A 317-nucleotide genomic window follows, 5' to 3' on the forward strand; every position below is an offset into this window, starting at 1 on the left:
ATCGTGAACCTGCCATCCCACAATTTTTCGACTAAAAATATCCATCACTAAATACAAGTATAAAAATTCGCCCTTAACCGTTGTTGGCAAATATGTAATATCCCATGTGTAAATTTCGTTCACACTGGTTGCTGTGAGTGCTTTTGGTTTTTTTACCTGCCTGTTTGGCTTCACTTTTTCTCTATGCGTTAATAGGTGGTGACGTTTCATAACCCGATAAAACGAACTCTCGGATGCTATCCATACCCCTTTATCAAGCAACTTGGGCACTATTTTGCTCGGCGGTAAATGCCCATACTCAGCTGAATTGACTGTTT

General features: G+C 40.1%; 1 pseudogene. It reads right to left on the minus strand.

Going from position 1 to position 317, the window contains the following annotated elements:
* A pseudogene (locus H5201_RS23015) lies at positions 1–317 on the minus strand (IS3 family transposase); the annotation flags it as partial.

Source organism: Pseudoalteromonas sp. SG43-6 (assembly GCF_014164365.1).
Classification (GTDB): Bacteria; Pseudomonadota; Gammaproteobacteria; order Enterobacterales; family Alteromonadaceae; genus Pseudoalteromonas; species Pseudoalteromonas rhizosphaerae.